A 14,253-nucleotide genomic window follows, 5' to 3' on the forward strand; every position below is an offset into this window, starting at 1 on the left:
AAATGTGGGAGCGGGCTTGCCCCGCGAAGCGCCGCGCGGGCGGCGCTCGATCTCATAGGCGCTGAAAACCCAAAGACGAACACCTATCAGCCCCGACGCAACCCCACCCGTCACCCCAGACACACCGCGACATATTGTCGACTTGACTTTGCGTATGCCCATATTCTTGTTGTAAAGTTGACGCACAGGTCAGATTTTTCTGACTCGTGCGACAAGGTTCTCACCCTTCCGAGTCCCCCGCACAAGAATCAAAAAAATGGGCAGACCCCCTGCTGCCCAGAGGATCAAGCATGTCCAACCGTGATATTTCCCGGCGCGCCTTCCTGCAAGGCGGCCTGATTGCTGGTGTCGGCGTAACCATGGCGCCACTTGGCAGCCAGGCGTTCGCCGCGCTGATGGAGGAACGCGTCACCACCTCGCCGCAAAAGTGGATGAACCACGACGGCAAGGCGCGTTTCCGTAACGATGCCTTGTCCAAGGTCTGCGGCGACAAGGTATTCGCCCGCGACATCCGCGCCAAGGACATGCCCGGCTGGCCCACGCAGCAAGGCCATGCGCTGCTGCTCAAAGCGACCAAGGCTGACCGCATCTATGCCGGCCACGACCTGAGCCTGCTCGGTGCCGAGCTGCAACCGGACCGCATCGTCACTGCCGCCGACCTGGAGCAGGACGGTATCGCCTGGCCCGAGGCCCATTCGCCCGACCCACTGCTGCCGCCCGGCAAGGTGCCGATGTTCATCGGCCACCCGGTGGCGATCCTGATCTGGCACGACTTCGAGCGCTTCCGCCAGGCCAAGCGCAAGCTGCAGTTCAACGACCAGGCGATCCGTTACGGTGCCCAGGCACCGCTGTACCAGCGCGACCCTTATGGCAGCTTCCGCTTCGTGCGGGTGGGCGGTGCCACGCCGTTCGACGACGATGAATTCTCCAGCCTGAAGAATTCCATGCTGTTCCCGACCATCCTCAACCGCAAACCGGTGTGGTCCAAGGAACCCAACCAGCACGGTGACCTGACCGAACAGGGGCTGTTCTACGCCAAGCGCATGGGCGAGCAGCTGGACAACCCGCCCGAAGGCTGGCTGGTGTTCGACGAGCGCTACAAAACGCCGTCCATCGAGCCCGCCGCACTGGAGCCGGACAACGGCAACGGCTGGTACGACCCGGCCACCGGCACGCTGCACTTCGTGGTTGCCACCCAGTGCCCGTTTGAAGTGGCGCAGGAATGCGTGCACATGATCAAACCGTCGCGCTTCGCCCTGCACACGCTGAACATGCACCCCGGCTACACCGTCGGCTACGGCTCGAAAGACAACAATATCTTTGTCTTCTATGCCGCCGTGGCCGCGCTGTATGGCGGCGGGGTGCCGATCCGCCTGGCCAACGACCGCTACGAGCAGTTCCAGAGCGGCATCAAGCGCCATGCCTTCGACATTCGCTACCAGCTGGCGGTGGACAAGCAGGACAACAGCTTCAAGATCTTCCGCGCCGACCTGAGCTGCGACGGCGGCGGGCGCATCAACTACAGCCCGTCGGTGGCCGCAGTGGGGGCGACTGCGGCGCAGTCGATCTACTACATGCCGCAGAACGACCTGTCGGTGACCGCCTATTACTCACGTGGCGTTGAGGCCGGCTCCATGCGCGGCTACGGCACCCTGCAGACCATGGCCGCCACCGAGATGATGGTCGACGAAATCGCCGGTCGCCTGGGTGTCGATGCCATCGACCTGCGCCGTGCCAACGCGCTGAAGTCGGGCATGAAGAATACCCAGGGTGCAGTCCCGGCCGGTGCCCTGCGCCTGTACGAAATCCTCGACAAGGCCGCCGTGCATGAAGGGTGGCGCAACCGCGATGCGCGCAAGCAGCAGATGGACGCGCAAGACCCGGACCACTGGTACGGCGTCGGCTTTGCCATCTGCCAGAAGGACTTCGGCACTGGCTCCGAAGCACCGATGGCCAGCATCGAGTTCAGCCGTGACGGGCGCATCAGCCTGCGCCACATTGGCACCGAACTGGGCACCGGCATGTCCACCTCGCAGGCGTTGGTGGTCAGCGACTTCCTTGGCCGCTCGGCCGACGAGGTACGCACGGCGGTCACCGAATGGCCGGAGCTGCAACTGAGCACCAGCGGCAACCCATACCTGATCAGCCAGGCCGAGCAGGACGCCGCGCTGCGTAACCCGCGCTGGGTCGGCAAGCTGGCCTCGCCGTCGTCGGCGACCAACTCGGCGTTCTACTTCAGCCATGCCACCCGCGAAGCGGCACGCGTGCTGTTCAATCATGGCCTGTGGCCGGCGGCCATGGCCATCTGGAGCCAGGGGCCGCACGGCGGGCAGGCCAACCCGCTGGTGGTGCGCCGCGAGAACGCGGTGTGGGTCAACGGTGAACTGACCGGCAACGGCCTGGCACCGATCCCGTTCGCCCAGCTGGCGCAGAAGGCCCACGACATGGGCCTGGTCACCGGCGTCAGCGTGCACGGCTTCAACCGCTGGAGCTGGGCCGAGGCTGATTTCGTCATCGACGGCGTGCGCGAGCGTTTCCCGCTCGACGCCGTGGCGGTGAAATACGGCGATGGTGCAGTAAACGCCAAGAAAGCGCAGATGAGCAGCCACGGCTACCACCTGCTTGACCGGCAAAACGCTGCCTACCCCGACACCCAGCTGAACAACGCCATGGTCACCTACTACAGCCCGGTGGCGACCCTCGTCGAAGTCAAGGTCAACAAGGGCACCCATGAAGTTCAGGTGCTCAACCACCACAGCTGGGTCGAGTGTGGCCGGGTGCTGGTGCCGGAGCTGGTCAAGGGCCAGCTCGAAGGCGGTATCGCCATGGGTATCGGCCACGCACTGACCGAAGAAATGCCGCTGTACGAGGGCGGGCCCGGGGAGGGCGACTGGAACTTCAACCGCTACCGCCTGCCGCATGCGCGCGATGTGGCGGTGTGGCAGCAGACCAGCGAAATCCTCCCGCCGCTGTCACCGACCGACCCGTCCAAAGGCATCGCCGAAGTGGTGATGATCCCGGTCGTCGGTGCCATCGGCAATGCCGTCGCGCATGCCATTGGCAAGCGCGTGCGCGATCTCCCTATCACCCCAGCCCGTATCAAGGAGGCCCTCAATGGCTAACCGCCCACTGCAACTGACCCTCAACGGTCAACCGGTCGGCCCGGTCGAGGTCCCCGACGACCTGGCAATGCTCGACTACCTGCACGAACACCAGAACCTCACCGGCTCGCGGCTGGGCTGCGGCCAGGGTATCTGCCACGCCTGCGTGGTGATCGTCGACAACCCCGATGGTACCTGCGAAGAAGTGCGCACCTGCATCACCGGTGCCCATTACTTCGAAGGCAAGCAAGTCCGCACCATCGAAGGCCATGCCAAAAAGGACGAGGCCGGTAACCTGACGCTGAACCCGATCCAGCAGAAGTTCGTCGACCTGTTCGCCTTCCAGTGCAGCTACTGCGCCCCGGGCTTCGTCAACGCCGCCACTGTGCTGGTGGAGACCGCCCAGCGTCAGCCGCTGAAAAAGAGCGAGGTGGAAGACCGCATCGAGGCCAGCCTTGGTCACCACATCTGCCGCTGCACCGGCTATGTGCGTTACTACGACGCCACCCGCACGGTGCTCAACGACCTCGGCCTGGTCAAGGAGGGTTGAGCATGGGCTTCGTACGTAGCGCACTGGCGCTGGCCCTCGGCGTTGCTTTCAGTTCGGCTGCCCTGGCTGCCGACGAGGCGCAGGTCAAGCGCGGTGAATACCTGGCCCGTGCGGCCGACTGCATGGCCTGCCACACCGCCGAAGGCGGCGCACCGTTTGCCGGCGGCCTGCCGATTCATTCGCCGTTCGGCACCATATATGGCAGCAACATCACCCCGGACAAGCAGTACGGCATCGGCAACTACAGTGCCGATGAGTTCTTCGCCGCGGTCACCGAGGGCAAGCGCAAGGACGGCGCCAACCTTTACCCGGCCATGCCGTACACCTCGTACCACCTGATCAAGCGCGAGGATTCGGATGCGATCCTCGCCTACCTGATGACCATCCCGCCGATCAACCGCCCGGCGCCACAGACCGCACTGCGCTTTCCGTTCAACGTGCGCATGGGGCTGAGCGGCTGGAACATGCTGTATGGCAAGCGCGTGCAGTTGCAGCCCACCGAGGGCAAAAGCCCGGCCTGGCAGCGCGGCCAGTACATGGTCGAGGTCATGGGCCATTGCGGTGAGTGCCATACCCCGCGCAACCCGATCGGCGCGCTGCAGCAGGACCAGCGCCTGCGCGGCGGCCTGCTGGCGGGTTACCTGGCGCCAAGCCTGCTGGCCCAGGACCTGGCCGAGCGCGGCTGGACCCAGCCAGACCTGACCACCTTCCTCAAGCACGGCATCAGTGCACAAGGCAGCATGTTCAACGAGATGTTCCCGGTGGTGCACCACAGCACCCGGCATCTTGAAGACGCCGACCTGGCGGCCATGGCCACCTATTTGCTGGGTGACCAGCCGCCGCCGGCCAAGGCCATCCAGCCTGTTGCCCTGGCGCAGATGAGTGACAGCGCCAAGCGTGGCCACCAGCAGTACCTGAACGTCTGCGCCGGTTGCCACGGGGTTGACGGCGAGGGCAAACCGCACATCGCCGTGGCCATGCGCGGCAACACCGTGCTGCGCCAGACCGACTCGCGTAACCTGGTCAAGGTCACCCTCGAAGGCATCCGTGAACAGCAGTTCACCGGCTTCGAGCGCATGCAGCCGATGCCAGGCTTTGCCGGCAAGCTCGATGACCAGCAAGTGACGGACATGGTCAACTACCTGCGCCAGGCCTGGGGTGGATTGCCTGGCGACCTGAACGTACAGCAGCTCGCCGAGCTGAAGGCGGAGTAACCCGTGCAACATCTCGATCTTCAGGTGATCCGCCAGGCCTTGCAGTGGTCGGGCAGCGGCCAGCGGGTGTGGTTGTGCACCGTGCTCGCCACTTATGGCTCGGCGCCGCGTGCGCCGGGCGCGCTGCTGGTGGTGAACGCCAGCGGCCAATGGCTGGGTTCGCTGTCGGGTGGCTGTGTCGAAGATGACTTCCTCGAGCGCGTGGCCCTGGGGGAATTCCCCGATCCGGTCGCCATCGTGCGGTACGGCGATGGCAGCGACGCGCGTTCGAGCATTCGCCTGCCGTGTGGCGGCGTGCTTGAAGTGCTGGTGGAAAACCTGGCGGCCGAGTGTGAAGTGCAGGCGCACCTGCGGGCCCTGGAAAGCGCGCTGCTGGGCCAGCGCCGGGTGCTGCGTGAAGTGTGCCTGCCCGAGGGCACTCGGCAGCTGGCCGACGACCCTAGCCAGGGGCCGCGGGTGGAGCGGCAAAGTGACCGGGTGCGCCTGCGTGTCGGCGCCGCCCAGCGCCTGTTGCTGGCCGGCTATTCCAGCGTGGCGCATTTCTGCGCCGAGTTCGGTAAAGGCATGGGCTTTGAAGTCATCCTCTGCGAACCGCGTGCCGAAGTGCTCGACGGCGTGCGGCTGGACGGCATCGAAGTGCGCCGCGAGCTGCCGTCGGAATTTATCGCCAATGGCGGTTGCCATGCCGACACGGCGGTGGTTGCATTGACCCATGATCCGAAAATCGATGACCTGGCCATGCTTGAAGCGGTGCGTACCGAAGCGTTCTACATTGGCGTGATGGGCTCGAAGGCCACCTCGGACAAGCGCCGCGAACGCTTGCAGCGCATTGGTGGTCTGGATAAGGTCGACCTGGGCCGCATCCATGCCCCGATCGGCCTCAACCTGGGCAGCAAGACCCCGGCCGAAATCGCCCTGGCGGTGCTGGCCGATATCTTGCGCCTGCGCAACGGCATCGGGCGGGCCGCGCTGTGAGTGTGGTCGCGCTGCTGTTGGCGGCCGGGCGCGGCACGCGTTTCGGCGCTGACAAGCGCCGGGCGACCCTGGCTGATGGCCGCAGCATGCTGGCGCATAGCGTGCAGCGGGCGAGGGCGGTGTTCGATGATGTGCGCGTCGTGCTTCGTGAGGGGGAGCGGGGCGAAGATTTTGGTTTGCCTGCGGACTGCCGGATCATCGACAGCCCGGATGCGGCGCTGGGGATGGGGCATAGCCTGGCTGCCGGTGCCCAGTCATTAGGCGATAGCCAGGCGCAGGCGGTGGCGATCTTGCTGGGTGATATGCCGTGGATCGAATCGGCAACCTTGCGGCGCCTGGTCGAGGCTTGCAGTGCTTCGAACATCGTATTGCCGCGCCATGCGGGGCAGCAGGGGCATCCGGTGATTTTCGGGCGCGATTTCTGGCCGGCGCTGGGGCAGTTGTCTGGGGATGAAGGGGCGCGGGCGGTGGTGCGGGCGCAGCGGGATTGTTGTGTGGTGATTGAGGTGGCGGATGTTGGGGTGTTGCGGGATGTGGATACGCCGCAGGGGTTGGTGTAGGGCCCAGGGAGTTCGCCACAACATCGTTTGCGCCTGTGGAGGGTGTCCGCCACCCCATTTTCTGCGCCTGTGAGATCGAGCGCCGCCCGCGCGGCGCTTCGCGGGGCAAGCCCGCTCCCACATTTGTTTCGGGCCAATTATTCCTGTGAGATCACCTCTATCCGCCTTGTTTGTTCCATTTGATATTGAAGGTGTCGCTGCTTTCTATCGATTTCCAGCCATGCACCCAAGGTGCGCGCGCAAAAGGCACAGGAGTAACAGGCCCGAAACAAATGTGGGAGCGGGCTTGCCCCGCGAAGCGCCGCGCGGGCGGCGCTCGATCTCACAGGCGCAGAAAATGTGATGGCGGACACCCTCCACAGGCTCAGAAAATGTGGTGGCGGACACCCTCCGCAGCGCAGAAAATGTTATGGCGAATACCCGGCCCATCACCACCCCCAAGGCGAACCCCCCACCCCCCCACAAAAGGTCCATAATCCCCCCTTAATCCGCCCAAGGTGCAATGCCAGCCACACCACTCCGGGAGCCCCACCATGCACGTTCTGCTCTGCGAGGACGACGACCTGATCGCCGCCGGCATCTGCGCCGGCCTTACCGCCCAGGGCCTGACCGTGGACCGGGTGGGCAACGCCGCGGCTGCGCGGGCGATGCTGCAGGCTGCGCAGTTCGACGTGATGATCCTCGACCTTGGCCTGCCTGACGAAGACGGCCTCAAGCTGCTGCGCCGTCTGCGCGAAAAAGGCGAGACCTTGCCGGTGCTGGTGCTCACCGCCCGCGACGCCGTCACCGACCGTGTCGATGGCCTGCAGGCCGGTGCCGACGACTACCTGCTCAAACCCTTCGACCTGCGCGAACTGGCTGCGCGGCTGCATACCCTGCTGCGGCGGGTGGCCGGGCGGGCGGTGAACGTGATCGAGCACGGCCTGCTGCGCTATGACCCGAGCAGCTGCGAGGCCACCCTGGCCGGCCAGCACGTCGACCTGTCCCGCCGTGAACAGGCGCTGCTGCAGGCGCTGCTGCAAAACCCCGGGCGGGTGCTGTCCAGCGAGCAACTGAAAGACTGCGTGTACGGCTTTAGCGACGAAGTCGAAAGCAACGCCCTGAACGTGCATATCCACCACCTGCGGCGCAAGCTCGGCAACAGTATCGTCGAGACCGTGCGCGGCCTGGGCTACCGCCTGGGCCCGGCGCAGGCACCGGAAGAGGCCGCATCATGAGCCTGCGGGTACGCCTGAGCCTGATCCTTGGCAGTGCCTTCGTGATTATTTGGGTGCTGGCTGCCGCGTGGATGCTGCGTGACCTGCGCCAGCAGATGATGTTTTCCCTCGACCAGCGCCTGGTGGCTTCGGCGCGCATGGTCGCCGGGCTGATCGACCAGCTGCCGCAGCCGCTGACTGCCAAGGACGGCGAGGCGCACTTTTCCGCCGACCAGTTCAGCGTACCGGATGGCATGGCCTGCCAGGTCAGCTCGCTGCGTGGCGAGATCCTCGCCAGCAACCACAAGCACGATGGTGCCATGGACGACGAGCGCAGTGGTTTCCGCGACCAGACCATCGACGATGCCCTGTGGCGCACCTTCACCTACAACCATGGCGATGTGCGCATCACCACGGCCGACCGGCACATGGAGCGCGAGGCGCTGAACCAGTCGATTCTGCTGGCCGCTTCGGCGCCGGTGCTGATGGCCCTGCTGGGCAGCCTGGGGCTGTTGTGGATCGGCCTGGGCAAAGGCCTGGAACCGCTGAACCGCATGCGTGATGCCTTGCGCCGCAGGCGCGCGGACAGTGTCGAGCCGCTGCAGGTGGCAGGCCTGCCCAGCGAGCTGCAGCCGTTGCTCGACACCCAGAACCAGCTGTTCCTGCGCATTGCCCAGACCATCGAGCGCGAGCGGCGCCTGACCGACGATGCCGCGCACGAGCTGCGCAGCCCGCTGACCGCGATCAAGACCCACTTGCAGGTCGCGCGCATGACCGATGGCGCCGTACGCGAGCAGGCGCTGGAGCATGCCGAGCAGGGCGCCGACCGCATGCACCGCACGCTGGAACAATTGCTGATGCTGGCGCGGGTCGAAGGCAGCCTGTCGTTCGAGGACGGTGTGCAGTGCAGCGCCGAGCAGGTGGCCCGCCAGGCAGTGCAGGATGCCGGTGGCGGCGACAACCGGCGCATTGTGCTGCGCTTGCCCGAAGAGGCGACGCAGATCTACCTGGGCATGCCGGCGCCGCTGGCAGTGGCAGCGTTACGCAACCTGCTGGACAACGCCTTGCGCCATGGCGGCGATGAGGCAGTGGAACTGGAAGTGCAGATGGCCAACGGGCAGGTGGGGTTCATGGTGCGCGACCATGGGCCGGGGATTGCAGAGGCCGACCTTGAGCATTTGACCGAGCGCTTCTGGCGCAATGGTCAGAGCGGCGGCTGCGGGTTGGGGTTGGCGATTGTGCAGGCGATCGTGCAGCGCTGTGCCGGGAGCCTGAGGTTTGACAGCCGTAGCGACGGGTTGCGGGTGTTGTTGCAGGTGCCGGCGCGCCCTGGGCATTGATCTTTATCGCCTGTGCTGGCCTCTTCGCGGGTGAACCCGCTCCTACAAGGTCCGCGCCGTACGCGAAACCTGTGTAGGAGCGGGTTTACCCGCGAAGAGGCCAGCACAGGCCAATGAAAATCCCACAACAACCGCTAAATCCTCCCCGCACTCAAGCGTTTCCCAAGCGATAACCGCCCATTCGCTTGCTTGCGAGGATTCACCCATGTCCACCGCTTCCAGCCTTGCCCAGCTGCCGCCGGCCAGCGTGCCGCACGCCTTGTACGAATTCACCGACTCGCCGTTGCTGCAACGTCAGCAGCAACAGGAATCCAACGCCCGCAGCTACCCACGGCGCATCCCGCTGGCGCTCAAGCGCGCCCGCGGCCTCCATGTGGAAGATGTCGAGGGCCGCCAGTTCATCGACTGCCTGGCCGGTGCCGGCACCCTGGCGCTGGGCCATAACCACCCGGTGGTGGTCGAGGCGATCCAGCGCGTGCTGGCCGATGAGCTGCCACTGCACACGCTGGACCTGACCACCCCGGTCAAAGACCGCTTTGTGCAAGACCTGTTCGGCATCCTGCCCGAGGCGTTGCGCCGTGAAGCCAAGGTGCAGTTCTGCGGCCCGACCGGCACCGACGCCGTGGAAGCAGCGCTGAAACTGGTACGCAGTGCCACGGGCCGCAGCACCGTGCTGGCCTTTCACGGCGCCTACCATGGCATGAGCCAGGGCGCGTTGAGCCTGATGGGCAGCCATGGGCCGAAGCAGCCACTGGGCGCCTTGCTGGGTAATGGCGTGCAGTTCATGCCGTACCCGTACGACTACCGTTGCCCGTTTGGCCTGGGCGGCGAAGCCGGGGTCAAGGCCAACCTGCATTACCTGGAAAACCTGCTGCTCGACCCGGAAAGCGGTGTGCCGCTACCGGCGGCGGTAATCCTGGAGGTGGTGCAGGGCGAGGGCGGGGTGATTCCGGCGGACATCGAATGGCTCAAGGGGGTGCGACGCATCACCGAGCAGGCCGGCGTGGCCTTGATCATCGACGAAATCCAGAGCGGCTTTGCCCGCACCGGGCGGATGTTCGCCTTCGAGCATGCCGGCATCGTGCCTGACGTGGTCACCCTGTCCAAGGCCATTGGCGGCAGCCTGCCACTGGCGGTGGTGGTGTACCGCGACTGGCTGGACACCTGGAAGCCAGGTGCGCATGCCGGCACCTTCCGTGGCAACCAGATGGCTATGGCGGCGGGTTCGGCGGTAATCAATTATCTGGTCGAACACCGTTTGGCTGAACATGCCGAGGCCATGGGGCAGCGCCTGCGCCAGCACCTCTTGCAGTTGCAGCGCGATTATCCGCAGTTGGGTGATGTGCGGGGGCGCGGGTTGATGCTGGGGGTGGAGTTGGTGGATCCGCAGGGCAAGCTGGATGCCTTGGGCCACCCGGTTGCCAACCGAGAGCTGGCGGCCAAGGTGCAGCGTGAATGCCTGAAACGCGGGTTGATTCTGGAGCTGGGCGGGCGGCATGGCGCCGTGGTGCGCTTCTTGCCGCCGTTGATCATCAGCGGCGAGCAGGTCGATGAAGTGGCGCAGCGCTTTGCCGAGGCGTTGATCGCGGCAGTCTGAACCCTGGCCGGGTCGCCGGACCGGTCGGATAGGGGCGCACAGCGCCCCCAGTCCTGGCTACCAACCGCGCCCGGAATTCACCCAGAAGTTCACCGATAGCGACGTGGATACCGACTCCACCTGGTGGAACCAGCCCTCCGGCAGGAACAGCAAGTCGCCCGCCTGCAGCACCACGCGCAGGAACGGTACCTCGCGTGCGGCTGGAAAGCGCTGGTAGTCCGGTGCGTCGGGGTTGAAGTCGCAACCGTCGAGGCCGCCCTTGGGGCTGGTCGACCAGGTGCCCAGCGCCGGGCGGTGATGCGGTGCAGCGAGGATGAACGACTTTTGCCCCCAGACCTGGGCGAACAGGTTGTCGGTATCGTCGCGGTGCAGTGGCGTCAGGGTGCCCTTGGGGCCGATCCAGATACGTGGCGCAATGAACTTGTCGCGGCAGAAGTACTGCGGGTGGCGGATCAGCGTCAGCAGCTTTTCCGGCACGATGTTGTTGCCCATGTAGGCCGGGGTTTCCCCGGGTTTGGCCGGGGTATCCAGCGAGGCGATGAACTCGGCCATCGAGGTGGAGCGGAAATCGCGGTCAGTGGAAAAGGTCTTCTTCACGTAATCGCCGTGCCGGGTAATGCCCTGCAATTCGGCGAAATGCTCCAGCGAGGCCTGGCGGCCCATGGTGAACAGTGGCCAGTCCTGCAGCGCATCGCTGATGACCACGGGCGTACCGTGCTCCAGGAACTCGCGCTGAAAACGCGCCAGCGGCATGTCGGCACGGGCAACCCTTGCCACTTCGCGCTGCACCGGCTGCGCAGCCGACACCCGTTCGCTGAGGCGCGTGGGGGTCGGGTAGCGCTGGTTCATCGACACCTTGGCCGCCGTGGCGCCGCGACGGGCGTTGCTGATGATTTGCGGCAGCAGCGTGGCCAGGCCCATGTTGCCGGTGATCTTCAGCCGGGCACTGGCGAACAGTTCCTCGACGTTGGCGGTGCCCGCCATGATGCCGAGGAAGTCGTGCTCGGCCACTTCGATGGTGACGTCCGGCGTGCTGTGCTGGCCGACGCCGGTACGGCTGCTTTCGCGTACCTCCGACCAGAAGGCCCGGTCGTGGCCGAAGACGAACTGGAATACGCCTTCGATGCCGACGGCATGGGCGTTGGCGAACAGTTTGCTGAGGATGCTCTGAAGGTCCACGGTGTGCCTCTGGCGGTCTTTCGTTGTGCAGGGATAACGAGTGCCCGCGCCAACGATTTAGCCGTGTGGTGGTAATTTTCAGCGCTGCTGCTACGTCCCGTAGGGATGTTTTGAGCACATTGTTTACCCAAGGAACCCACATGGCATTGCACCCCGATCTGGCGGCTTTTCTGGAACTGGTCGAATTTGGCCGGCTGACGGGCAGGAACCTGCCCATGCACGCGATGGACGTGGCCCAGGCGCGGGCCGAGTTCGCCGCTAGTTCGCAGGTGCTCGACCCAAGCCCACCGGGCAGCGTCACGGTCAGCGAATTGCAGGCTACCGCGCGTGACGGCGCCAGCCTGGCGGCGCGCCTGTACCGCCAGGGCGACGCCGGTGCGGCCTTGCAGCCGGTGATCTTCTACCTGCATGGCGGTGGCTATGTGGTGGGCAGCCTCGACTCGCACGATTCGGTATGCCGCCGCCTGGCGGCACTGGGCGAGTACGCAGTGCTGGCGGCGGACTATCGGCTGGCGCCGGAGCAGCAGTTCCCGGTGGCACTGCACGATGTGCTGGATGTTGCCAACTGGCTGGCCGAGCAGGCGGCAGCGCTGGGCCTGGACAACCGCCGGGTGGTGTTGGCAGGGGACAGCGTAGGTGCCAGCCTGGCGGCGGTGTTGGCGATCATGGCGGTGGAGCAGCCCGAAGCGCTGGCGTTCAAGCCGCTCGCGCAATTGCTGTTCTACCCGGTGACCGATATTTCCTGCCAGCGCGATTCGCACCGTGAGCATGCCGAGGGGTACCTGCTGGAGACGCCGACCCTGGAGTGGTTCTACCAGCACTATGCACCGCAGCCCGAGCAGCGCCTGGACTGGCGGGTTTCGCCGTTGCTGTCGACGTTGCGTGAGCCGTTGGCACCGGCGTACCTGTGGGTGGCCGAGTACGACCCGCTGCATGACGAAGGCATTGCCTACCGGGACTGGTTGCTGGCCGGGGGGACGCCGGTGACATTTGCGCGGGTGGAGGGGCTGACCCATGACTTTTTGCGCATGTCGGGGATTGTTGGGCAGGTAGAGGGGATTTATCGGGATGTCGGGGAATGGTTGGCGCGGGTTGGTGGCCAGTCCTGACCTGAAATTGCCGGGGGCGCTTTGCGCCCCTTTCGCGACACAAGGCCGCTCCTACAGGAGACCACGATCCCTTGTAGGAGCGGCCTTGCGTCGCGATAGGGGCGCAAAGCGGCCCCCAGGGCCTTACCCGCGAACGCGTTTGCTTAACACCTCCACCAACCGCTCGATCTCTGCCTCGGTGTTCAGCAACCCGGGCGCCGTGCGCACCACCGGCCCCGCGTCCCGTGACACCGCATCCACCACGATACGCTGGCGGTTAAGGTACTTGGCTACCTCATCGGCATCCTGCCCCTTGACCCTGAAAAAGCTGAACCCCGCCGAATAGTGCGCACTGCGCGGCGTCACCAGTTCAACCCCAGGCATTGCCTCAAGCCGTTGCTTGAGTTGCTCGTTCAGCCCATGGATGCGCGCCTGCACCGCCGCCTTGCCCAGCTGCAGGTGCAGTTCGAAGGCCTTGCCCAATGCCCAGCGGTGCTCGAACGCGTGGTAGCCGCCTGGCGTCATTACCGTGGCGAAGTCTTCGTTCTCCGAGAAGGTGGCAATGGTCGGGGTGAGTTGCTTCATCTCGGTCGACGCCGCGCAGATGATCCCGGTCCCTCGCGGCCCGAACATCCACTTGTGGGTGCCGGAAATGAAGTAGTCGCAGTTGAAGTCGGCGAAGCGCATGTCCTCGACGCCAAAGCCATGCACACCGTCGATCACGTAGATGATCCGGTCCTGCTCGTCACGCTGCCGGTTGACCTCGCGCACCAGTGTGCCGATTTCGCCCACGGGCAGTTTCACGCCACTGCCCGAATGTACCCAGGTCATACCCAGCACCCGGGTTTTCGGCCTGATGGCCGCCGCAATCGTTGTCAGGACCTGGTCGGTACTGACCTTGGCTGGGTCTTCGAACAGGCGCAGGCGGCGTACCGCCGTGCCGTCACGCGCGGTGCGAAAGCCCAGGGTGTGGCGCGCGGCCGAATGCTCGTGCACGGTGGTTAGAATTTCCTGCCCCGGGGCGATCTTCAGGCCGCCATAGATCAGCCCCAGGCCTTCGGTGGTGCTGCCGGTCAGGGCGATCTGCCGCGGTGTCACTTCCAGGTAGCGCGCGGCCCATTCGCGCACGGCGGCTTCGTGTTTCCACTCTGACTGGCTGTCCCAGTCGACCATGTGTGCGGGCTGGCGGTCGAAGCGTGCGCGCAGGGCCTCGATGGCTTCACGCACCGGCCGTGGGTGCGAGGTAATCAGGAAGTTGGCGAAGTGCGCGTAGCTCGGGTCCAGCTCGAACAGGTCGCGAAAAGCGGCCCAGTCGTTGGCCGAGGCGGGTTTCGCCGGCGCAGCCTGGGCGCTGGGCAACAGCGGGCCGGGGCTGGTAAAGGGCAAGGCAGCGGCCAGCAAGCCGGCCTGCTTGAGAAACGTGCGACGGTCGTTCATCGAGGTGCTCGAAAGG

11 protein-coding genes are annotated in these 14,253 nt (G+C 65.4%); 9 read left to right on the forward strand and 2 right to left on the reverse strand.

The window, feature by feature from the left end:
• The first annotated feature begins 290 nt into the window (after positions 1-290).
• From ACIP02_RS05680 to ACIP02_RS05715, 8 genes are all read left to right on the forward strand, one after another.
• Complete coding sequence (locus ACIP02_RS05680; RefSeq protein ID WP_400614069.1) at positions 291-3,122, forward strand: xanthine dehydrogenase family protein molybdopterin-binding subunit; 2,832 nt, start codon at positions 291-293, stop codon at positions 3,120-3,122.
• Positions 3,115-3,651: a (2Fe-2S)-binding protein gene (locus tag ACIP02_RS05685; protein ID WP_400614072.1), complete on the forward strand. Its 537-nt coding sequence runs from the start codon at positions 3,115-3,117 to the stop codon at positions 3,649-3,651. The genes ACIP02_RS05680 and ACIP02_RS05685 overlap by 8 nt, the downstream gene beginning before the upstream one ends.
• 2 nt (positions 3,652-3,653) lie before the next feature.
• The gene (locus tag ACIP02_RS05690) at positions 3,654-4,865 is read left to right on the forward strand and encodes a cytochrome c (protein ID WP_400614075.1); all 1,212 of its coding nucleotides are present in this window, start codon (positions 3,654-3,656) and stop codon (positions 4,863-4,865) included.
• A gap of 3 nt (positions 4,866-4,868) precedes the next feature.
• Positions 4,869-5,840 carry an XdhC family protein gene (locus ACIP02_RS05695; protein ID WP_400614078.1) on the forward strand — a complete coding sequence of 324 codons (972 nt, stop codon included), beginning with the start codon at positions 4,869-4,871 and terminating at the stop codon, positions 5,838-5,840.
• Positions 5,837-6,400 (forward strand): NTP transferase domain-containing protein, encoded by a 564-nt coding sequence (locus ACIP02_RS05700; protein ID WP_400614081.1) that lies wholly within the window; start codon positions 5,837-5,839, stop codon positions 6,398-6,400. The genes ACIP02_RS05695 and ACIP02_RS05700 overlap by 4 nt, the downstream gene beginning before the upstream one ends.
• Positions 6,401-6,933: 533 nt before the next feature.
• Positions 6,934-7,617, forward strand: coding sequence for a response regulator (locus ACIP02_RS05705; protein ID WP_400614084.1), 684 nt, complete (start codon positions 6,934-6,936; stop codon positions 7,615-7,617).
• Positions 7,614-8,936 carry an ATP-binding protein gene (locus ACIP02_RS05710; RefSeq protein ID WP_400614086.1) on the forward strand — a complete coding sequence of 441 codons (1,323 nt, stop codon included), beginning with the start codon at positions 7,614-7,616 and terminating at the stop codon, positions 8,934-8,936. Before ACIP02_RS05705 ends, ACIP02_RS05710 begins: the two co-directional genes overlap by 4 nt.
• Positions 8,937-9,141: 205 nt before the next feature.
• Positions 9,142-10,533, forward strand: coding sequence for an aspartate aminotransferase family protein (locus ACIP02_RS05715; RefSeq protein WP_400614089.1), 1,392 nt, complete (start codon positions 9,142-9,144; stop codon positions 10,531-10,533).
• A 57-nt stretch (positions 10,534-10,590) separates the two neighbouring features.
• Here the strand turns inward: ACIP02_RS05715 and ACIP02_RS05720 are convergent, their stop codons facing one another.
• On the reverse strand, positions 10,591-11,712 hold the full coding sequence (locus tag ACIP02_RS05720) for a cupin-like domain-containing protein (RefSeq protein WP_400614092.1): 1,122 nt from the start codon (positions 11,710-11,712) through the stop codon (positions 10,591-10,593).
• Positions 11,713-11,852: 140 nt separating this feature from the next.
• On the opposite strand from ACIP02_RS05720, the gene ACIP02_RS05725 reads away from it, so the two are divergent.
• Entirely contained in the window at positions 11,853-12,821 is a 969-nt protein-coding gene (locus ACIP02_RS05725; RefSeq protein WP_400614094.1) for an alpha/beta hydrolase, read from the forward strand.
• A 123-nt stretch (positions 12,822-12,944) separates the two neighbouring features.
• Here ACIP02_RS05725 and ACIP02_RS05730 read toward each other — a convergent pair whose 3' ends face one another.
• The gene (locus tag ACIP02_RS05730; protein ID WP_400614096.1) at positions 12,945-14,237 is read right to left on the reverse strand and encodes an aminotransferase class V-fold PLP-dependent enzyme; all 1,293 of its coding nucleotides are present in this window, start codon (positions 14,235-14,237) and stop codon (positions 12,945-12,947) included.
• Positions 14,238-14,253: the final 16 nt, after the last annotated feature.

Origin of the sequence: Pseudomonas sp. NPDC089408, from assembly GCF_044749445.1 — a bacterium.
GTDB lineage: Bacteria > Pseudomonadota > Gammaproteobacteria > Pseudomonadales > Pseudomonadaceae > Aquipseudomonas.

Excerpts from the sequence above, each read along its gene's own strand:
- ACIP02_RS05690 (WP_400614075.1), top strand. The coding sequence starts at position 3,654 with ATGGGCTTCGTACGTAGCGCACTGGCGCTGGCCCTCGGCGTTGCTTTC.
- ACIP02_RS05685 (WP_400614072.1), top strand. The coding sequence starts at position 3,115 with ATGGCTAACCGCCCACTGCAACTGACCCTCAACGGTCAACCGGTCGGC.
- ACIP02_RS05710 (WP_400614086.1), top strand. The coding sequence starts at position 7,614 with ATGAGCCTGCGGGTACGCCTGAGCCTGATCCTTGGCAGTGCCTTCGTG.
- ACIP02_RS05730 (WP_400614096.1), bottom strand. The coding sequence starts at position 14,237 with ATGAACGACCGTCGCACGTTTCTCAAGCAGGCCGGCTTGCTGGCCGCT.
- ACIP02_RS05725 (WP_400614094.1), top strand. The coding sequence starts at position 11,853 with ATGGCATTGCACCCCGATCTGGCGGCTTTTCTGGAACTGGTCGAATTT.
- ACIP02_RS05680 (WP_400614069.1), top strand. The coding sequence starts at position 291 with ATGTCCAACCGTGATATTTCCCGGCGCGCCTTCCTGCAAGGCGGCCTG.
- ACIP02_RS05715 (WP_400614089.1), top strand. The coding sequence starts at position 9,142 with ATGTCCACCGCTTCCAGCCTTGCCCAGCTGCCGCCGGCCAGCGTGCCG.
- ACIP02_RS05705 (WP_400614084.1), top strand. The coding sequence starts at position 6,934 with ATGCACGTTCTGCTCTGCGAGGACGACGACCTGATCGCCGCCGGCATC.